Annotated in this window: 7 protein-coding genes; 1 reads left to right on the plus strand and 6 read right to left on the minus strand. The window is 65.6% G+C overall.

Annotation, left to right across the window (positions count from 1 at the left end):
- Positions 1–3: 3 nt before the first annotated feature.
- The 6 genes from SO180_RS27625 to yajC form a co-directional block, all read right to left on the minus strand.
- Positions 4–1,248, minus strand: coding sequence for a threonine ammonia-lyase (locus SO180_RS27625; RefSeq protein WP_449381987.1), 1,245 nt, complete (start codon positions 1,246–1,248; stop codon positions 4–6).
- A 45-nt stretch (positions 1,249–1,293) separates the two neighbouring features.
- Complete coding sequence (locus SO180_RS27630) at positions 1,294–2,151, minus strand: phytoene/squalene synthase family protein (RefSeq protein ID WP_449381988.1); 858 nt, start codon at positions 2,149–2,151, stop codon at positions 1,294–1,296.
- Entirely contained in the window at positions 2,148–2,531 is a 384-nt protein-coding gene (locus tag SO180_RS27635) for an Mth938-like domain-containing protein (protein WP_449381989.1), read from the minus strand. The genes SO180_RS27630 and SO180_RS27635 overlap by 4 nt, the downstream gene beginning before the upstream one ends.
- Before the next feature lie 181 nt (positions 2,532–2,712).
- Positions 2,713–3,732, minus strand: coding sequence for a protein translocase subunit SecF (secF, locus tag SO180_RS27640; protein WP_449381990.1), 1,020 nt, complete (start codon positions 3,730–3,732; stop codon positions 2,713–2,715).
- Positions 3,733–3,742: 10 nt separating this feature from the next.
- A complete protein-coding gene (gene secD, locus SO180_RS27645) occupies positions 3,743–5,341 on the minus strand; it encodes a protein translocase subunit SecD (protein ID WP_449381991.1) in 1,599 nt (532 codons plus the stop codon).
- Positions 5,342–5,387: 46 nt separating this feature from the next.
- Positions 5,388–5,741, minus strand: coding sequence for a preprotein translocase subunit YajC (yajC, locus tag SO180_RS27650; RefSeq protein ID WP_027527361.1), 354 nt, complete (start codon positions 5,739–5,741; stop codon positions 5,388–5,390).
- Positions 5,742–5,922: 181 nt separating this feature from the next.
- Between yajC and SO180_RS27655 the strand changes: the two genes are divergently transcribed.
- Complete coding sequence (locus SO180_RS27655) at positions 5,923–6,906, plus strand: ATP-binding protein (protein ID WP_449381992.1); 984 nt, start codon at positions 5,923–5,925, stop codon at positions 6,904–6,906.
- Positions 6,907–7,011 lie beyond the last annotated feature (105 nt).

Consider the following 7,011-nt stretch of genomic DNA (forward strand, 5'->3'; position numbering starts at 1 on the left):
GGCTCACGTACAGCGCGCGCTCAGGCCGGATTCGCCGAGCTTGGCCATGACCTCGTCGAGATGCGCGGCATCGCGCGTCTCGATGACGAGCTGAAGCAGCGTCGCCTTGGCCGGCAGATCGGAGAACGTCCGCTGGTGCGAGACCTCGATGATGTTGGCGCCGGCCTCCGCCAGCAGTGCCGCCACGGCGGCGAGCTGGCCCGGCCTATCGGGGATGTCGAGCGACAATTGCGTCAGCCGTCCTTCGCGCGCGAGCTCGCGGGTCAGCACCGAGGCGATCAGCCGCGTGTCGATGTTGCCGCCGCTCAGGACAAGGCCGACCTTCTGGCCGGCAAAGCGCGAGGGATCGCTCATGATCGCCGCGAGCCCAGCGGCGCCCGCGCCCTCCACCACCGTCTTCTCGATCGAGATCAGGGTCGCTACCGCGCGTTCGAGCTCGGCCTCGTTCACCAGCGCGATGTCGTCGACGAGGCGGCGGACTATTTCGGTCGTGATCCTGCCTGGCGACTTCACCGCGATGCCTTCGGCGAGCGTGTCGCCGCGCGCGGGCAGGTTGCCGTCATGGATGGCGTTGTACATCGAGGGATAGAGCCAGGCCTCGACGCCGAGAATTCGTAAAGACGGCTTGAGCGCCTTGGCCGCAATGGCGATGCCGCTGATCAAGCCGCCGCCGCCGATCGGGACGACCAGCGTATCCAGCTCCGGCACCGCCTTGAGCATCTCGAGCCCGACCGTCCCCTGCCCGGCGATGACGAGCGGATCGTCATAGGGATGGACGAAGATCATGCGGCGCGCCTCGCCATGCGTGCGCGCGAACGCGGCGGCCTCTTCCAGGGTCGTGCCGGTGACGATCACCTCGGCGCCGTGATGCCTGGTGTTCTCGATCTTCACCATCGGCGTGCCGACCGGCATCACGATGGTCGCGGGAATGCCGAGGCGCTTGGCGTGATAGGCAACGCCCTGCGCGTGGTTGCCGGCCGACATCGCGATGACGCCGCGTTGCCGCTCCTCCGCTGAGAGCGCGGTCAGGCGGTTGAGGGCGCCGCGCTCCTTGAACGAGGAGGTGAACTGGAGATTTTCGAACTTGAGCCAGAGATCGCAGCCGCAGATCGCGCTCAGCGTCCGGCTGTAATTGCAGGGCGTCTCGACGATGGCGCCGCGGACAACGTCCGCAGCCGCGCGCACGTCGGCGAGGACGACCGCCGAATCCGGCGTGTCGTGCAAGGTGGTGTCGAGTGCTTCGGCCATAGGGCAATATAGGGCATCTGGCCTGCCGCGGCGATACGGGAGCCGCTATTTAGTAAATTGCCGCGACCGCGCCGCGCGCCAGAGCGTCCACAGGGTTCCTAGCCGCGACGGCGGCTGCGGCAGGAAGGGATTGCGATCCGCGCGGGACAGGCGCGCCAGATCGCGGCGCGCCGTTGCCAGCGGCAGGAACGCCAGCCTTGCCGGCGGTGGTATCTCCGCCAGCAGCGAGGTCGCCGTCGCGATGTGCTTTCGCGCCTCGCTCGTGAGCTCATCCAGCGCCGCGCGCAGCGCCGGCGTCTCCTTGCCGCCAAACACCTCCTCGACTGTGCTGCCGTGGCCTTCCAGGAGTTGCTGCGGTACGAAGAGCTGGCGATGCGCGGCATCGCGCGGCAGGCTGGCGATCACCTGCACCATGCCCTGCGCGAAGCCGGCGTGACGGGCGAGATGATCGATCGCTTCCGACGGCCGCGCGCAGATCCATGCGGCAAGCGACAACAGCGCCGAGCACGTTTCGGTCAGATACCCCTCAAGCGCCGCCATGGTCGGCATCGGATCATTGTAGAGGTCGAACTGATGCTCCTCGACGAGCCGCGATAACGGCTCGACCGGCAGATTATAGTCGCGGATCGCGACCAGGAGCTCGGCGGCGACGGGATTGCCCTCGGCGCTGCCATGGACATGGCCAGCCAGCATGTCGGTCCACCATTGCAGGCGGATTTCGCCGGGCAGCGGCTGGGTCACCTGATCGCGGACGCGGACGATCTCGGCGTTGAAGGCATAGAGCGCGAGCAGGGCGCGGCGCTCATTGGCTGATACGAACAGGGTCGCGGCGTAGCGCGCGAAATCGTGGCTGCGCACGAGATCGGCACAGAAGGCGGCGTCGGCAGCCGGTGCTCCACTCATGGCACGGCGATCAGGGCCGCCGCGACCCGCCGTCGCTCGCCGATCATGATGTTGTAGGTGCGCACCGCGGGGCCAGTCTGCATCGTGTCCAGCACCACCCTCACCGCCTTCAGCGCCTGGCGCAGCTCCGGCGGCGGCAGCCACACGCCGGCTCCCGTGCCGACCAGGAGCGTGTCGATGCTGTTGGCCGCGGCAAAGACCCGCTCCAGCGAGTAGCGGTCGATCTTGGCGGGGTCGGTCACGTCCCACGCCCAGATCGCGTCGGGCAGGCACAGCAGCGAGCCGCGATGCGACATGCCGGCAAAGGCAAAGCCGCCCTTGCCATAGGCGTCGATCGGCGCCGAGCGCGGGAAATGTGGAGCGTTGGAATCGCCGGCCATGGGATTCGTCCGACTAGAGCATGATCCGGACCCGGAGGGCCGCGTTAGCGCAAAGTGTGCAGCGGTTTTCCGAAACGATCATGCTCAAACAACACGCTGAAGCGCGATGATGATTCACCCTAACCTCATCGCGCGTTGGGCTACTGCCCTCGCAAACTCCTGCGAGGGCACGCGGTTCGGATCATGGCCGATTTTTCTTCGCCGGCGTAGCCGTATCCACGGCGTCCTCGCGGTGTTCGCCGACGCCGAGATAGATCAGGATCGGGGCCGCGATGAAGATCGAGGTGTAGGTGCCGACCAGCACGACGCCGAACATCATCACGGCGGTGAAGCTGTGGATGGCGTGGCCGCCGAAGATCAGCAGCGCGAGCAAGGCCAGCGTCACCGTGACGTGGGTGATGATCGAGCGCGACAGCGTCGAGTTGATGGACTCGTTCAGGAGCTGCGGCATCGGCATCTTCTTGTAGCGCCGCAGCATCTCGCGGATACGGTCGTAGATGACAACGGTGTCGTTGAGCGAGTAGCCGAGAATCGTCAAAAGCGCCGCGATGCTGGTCAGGTCGAAATCGACCTGGCTGATCGACATGAATCCGATCGTCAGCACGATGTCGTGCACGTTGGCGATCATGGCGCCGAGCGCGAACTGCCACTCGAAGCGGAACCAGAGATAGATCAGGATCGCGACGATCGCGAGCATCAGGCCGAGCATGCCGTAGGCGAGCAGCTCGCCGGAGACGCGCGGGCCAACCACTTCGACGCGGCGGTATTCGACGGTGTCGCCGAGCGCGCCGCGCACCTTCTGCACCGCCTCCTGCTGGGCAGCATCGCCGCCCGGCTGCTCCGCAACGCGGATCAGGACGTTCTCGGGGCCGCCAAATTGCTGCAACTGGACTTCGCCGAGTCCCAGCGCGTCAAGCGCGGTACGCATCGCCGCAATGTCGGCGGTGCCGGACTTGGCCTGCACTTCCAGAAGCGTGCCGCCGCGGAAGTCGATGCCGAAATTCAGGCCGTGGGTGAAGAACAGCGTGATCGCGACGATCGATAGCGCTGCCGAGATCGGAAAGCTGATGCGGCGGAAGCGCGTGAAGTCGAAATGCGTATCGTCCGGGACGATTCGCAGCGACGGCAATAGGCCGAGGGCCGCAACCACGGTGAGGATGGCAATGAGGACGCCAAGCCCGATGAGAACGAAGTGAGTCACAATCAGGCTCCTAGATCGGCACGCTCTGCGGCCGCTTCCACCGCACCCACCAGGCCACGATCAGCCGGGTCAGCGTAAAGGCGGTGAACACCGTGGTGATGATGCCGATGCCGAGCGTCACGGCGAAGCCACGCACCGGACCGGTGCCGATGTAGAACAGCACGGCAGCAGCAATGAAGGTCGTGATGTTGGAATCGAGGATGGTCGCAAGCGCCCGCTTGAATCCGGCGTCGATCGCCGAGATCGCGTTGCGGCCGCCGCGCAGCTCCTCGCGGATGCGCTCGTAGATCAGCACGTTGGAGTCGACCGCGATGCCGACGGTGAGCACGATGCCGGCGATGCCGGGCAGCGTCAGCGTGGCGTTGAGCAGCGACAACAGGCCGAAGATCATGGCAACGTTGATCGCCACCGCGATGTTGGCGAACAGGCCGAACAGCCGGTAGGTGAGCAGCATGAAGACGATAACCATGATCGAGCCGACATAGGCCGCAAGCTCGCCCTTCTCGATCGAGTCCTGGCCAAGGCCGGGACCGACGGTGCGCTCCTCGATGACGGTCAGGGGCGCCGGCAGCGCGCCGGCGCGCAGCAGGATGGCGAGGTCGTTCGCCGACTGTACCGTGAAGCTGCCGGAGATCTGGCCCTGGCCGCCCGTGATCGGCTCGCGGATGACAGGCGCCGAGATCACCTCGTTGTCCAGCACGATCGCGAACGGCAGGCCGACATTCTCCTGCGTGGCCTGCGCGAATTTGCGCGCACCCGACGTGTTGAACTTGAAGTTGACGATCGGCTCGCCGGTGCGCTGGTCGAAGGCCGCCTGGGCATCGGTCAGGTCGCCGCCGGAAACCAGCACCTGCTTCTTCACGACATACGGTACCTTGGGAGAGCTCGCACTCATCAGGAGCTCGGATTCGGGCGGCAGGCTGCCCCTCTGCGCCTGATCGGGCGGCACCGAGGGGTCGACCATGCGGAATTCCATCTTCGCGGTCTTGCCGAGCAGCTCCTTCAGGCGGGTCGGATCCTGCAGGCCCGGCACCTGGACCAGGATGCGGTCGGTGCCTTGCCGCTGGATCACCGGCTCGACGGTGCCGAGCTGGTTGACGCGGCGTTCGACGATCTGGATCGATTGCTCGATGGTCTGACGCACGCGCTCGGTGATCGCGGCCTGCGGCACGGTCAGGCGAATCAGCCCGCCGCCGGCATCACTGACCTCCAGGCTGCGCTGGCCGTTGGAGCCGAGCAGCCCGCCGAGCGGCTGGGAGAGGTCGCGCAGCTTGGACAGCGCGTTCTGAAGGTCGGTATCTTTAACACGGACCTCGACCGCATCGCCCTTGGATGACAGCCCGGTGTAGCCGATCTTGGCCTCACGCAGCACGCGGCGGACGTCGTCGCGAACCTGGTCGAGCTTCTCCTTCTTGACGTAGTTGGAATCGACCTCGAGCAGCAGATAGGACCCGCCCTGAAGGTCGAGGCCGAGCACCAGGCGGCGCTGCGCCCAGGCGGGCCAGGTCTTGACCTGTGCTTCGGGGAAGAAGTTCGGGACCGCGCAGAGGCACACGATCAGCGCCGTCAGGATGATCCCCAGCGCCCTCCACCGCGTGAAATACAACATCGAGTGAACCTGTCAGATCAGAAGAATACGAGGCTCGAGCGAGCGATCAGCTCGCCGAGTCGTCCTTGGCGCTCTCCTTGGCCGGCTCGCCCTTGGCGCGCACGCCGGAGATCATCTGGCGCATCTGCCGCACCCGCACGCCGTCGGAAATTTCGAACTCGATCTGGTCGTCGTCGACGACCTTGGTGACCTTGCCGACGAGGCCGCCCGACGTCACGACCGTGTCGCCGCGGCGGATGTTCTTCACGAGATCGGCATGGTCGCGCACCTTCTTCTGCTGCGGGCGCAGAATCAGGAAGTACATGATCACGAAGATCAGGGCGAACGGCAGCAGCGACATCAACATGCTGTTGGTGTCGCCGGCGCCCGCGGCCTGGGCATACGCAGGGGTAATGAACATTCGGACGATCCTCGTGAACGGGAGAAGGCCGGCATCGGCCCCTTTGGGCAGCCGGGTCGGTCAAATTTCGCGCGGACTATAGCGGCAGCGGTCCCAATTGCAACGCTGCCAGACTGACGATTTGGCCATCTTGCGGGAGGCGCTCAGGCCCGATAAGGCTGCATTCTCAGGAACTTCGGACATGCCCAGAAAACCAAGCAAAACCGCCGCCGGGAAGGCCACCAAGACCGCTGTTAAGACCCCTGCCCGAAACCCCACCCGCCTCGCGGCAAAACGACCCAAGGCTCAAACCACCGACCTCGCGCAGGAGCGCATCGTGCGTGCGCTGGAGACCATTGCGACGCACCTTTCGACCCAGGCACCTGCGACCGCCGCGCCCGTCTCGTTCGAGCGTGCCGACGCCTTCGTCTGGCATCCGGACGGCCGCCTGTCGGCGGTGCCGCGGGTCAGCCGCGTCGATCTCTTCCTGCTCAAGGGCATCGACCGGATGCGCGACATCCTGATCGAGAACACCGAGCGCTTCGCGAACGCCCTTCCCGCCAACAACGCCCTGCTCTGGGGCGCGCGCGGCATGGGCAAGTCGTCACTGGTGAAGGCCGCCCATGCCAGCATCAATGCGGACCGCAAAGCCTCCGACAAACTAAAGCTGATCGAGATTCATCGCGAGGACATCGAGACGCTGCCCGCGCTGATGGAGCAATTGCGCGGGTCGTCCTTCCGCTTCATCGTCTTTTGCGACGATCTCTCCTTCGACGGCAATGATGCGTCCTACAAATCGCTGAAGGCCGTGCTCGAAGGTGGCATCGAGGGCCGGCCCGACAACGTTATCCTCTACGCCACCTCCAACCGCCGTCATTTGCTCGCACGCGACATGATCGAGAACGAGCGCTCCACTGCGATCAACCCGGGGGAAGCGGTCGAGGAGAAGGTCTCGCTGTCGGACCGCTTCGGCCTGTGGCTCGGCTTCCACCGTTGCAGCCAGGACGAGTACCTCGCCATGGTCCACGGCTATTGCGGCCATTTCGGCATCAAGGTCGACGACGAGGCGCTGGAGCGCGAGGCGCTGGAATGGTCGACCACGCGCGGTTCACGCTCCGGCCGCGTCGCCTGGCAGTTCGTGCAGGAGCTTGCGGGGCGGCTGGGTGTGAAGCTGACGGCGAATTAACGTCCGGAAGGTCGCGCCCCACCTACAACTGTCATTCCCTGCGAAAGCGGGGAATCCAGATGCTATGGGGTAAGCGGCGACTGGGGTAAGCGGCGGTGAGGGTGT

This window comes from Bradyrhizobium sp. UFLA05-112, from assembly GCF_053572325.1.

Excerpts from the sequence above, each read along its gene's own strand:
- SO180_RS27635 (WP_449381989.1), bottom strand. The coding sequence starts at position 2,531 with ATGGCCGGCGATTCCAACGCTCCACATTTCCCGCGCTCGGCGCCGATC.
- yajC (WP_027527361.1), bottom strand. The coding sequence starts at position 5,741 with ATGTTCATTACCCCTGCGTATGCCCAGGCCGCGGGCGCCGGCGACACC.
- SO180_RS27655 (WP_449381992.1), top strand. The coding sequence starts at position 5,923 with ATGCCCAGAAAACCAAGCAAAACCGCCGCCGGGAAGGCCACCAAGACC.
- SO180_RS27625 (WP_449381987.1), bottom strand. The coding sequence starts at position 1,248 with ATGGCCGAAGCACTCGACACCACCTTGCACGACACGCCGGATTCGGCG.
- SO180_RS27630 (WP_449381988.1), bottom strand. The coding sequence starts at position 2,151 with ATGAGTGGAGCACCGGCTGCCGACGCCGCCTTCTGTGCCGATCTCGTG.
- secD (WP_449381991.1), bottom strand. The coding sequence starts at position 5,341 with ATGTTGTATTTCACGCGGTGGAGGGCGCTGGGGATCATCCTGACGGCG.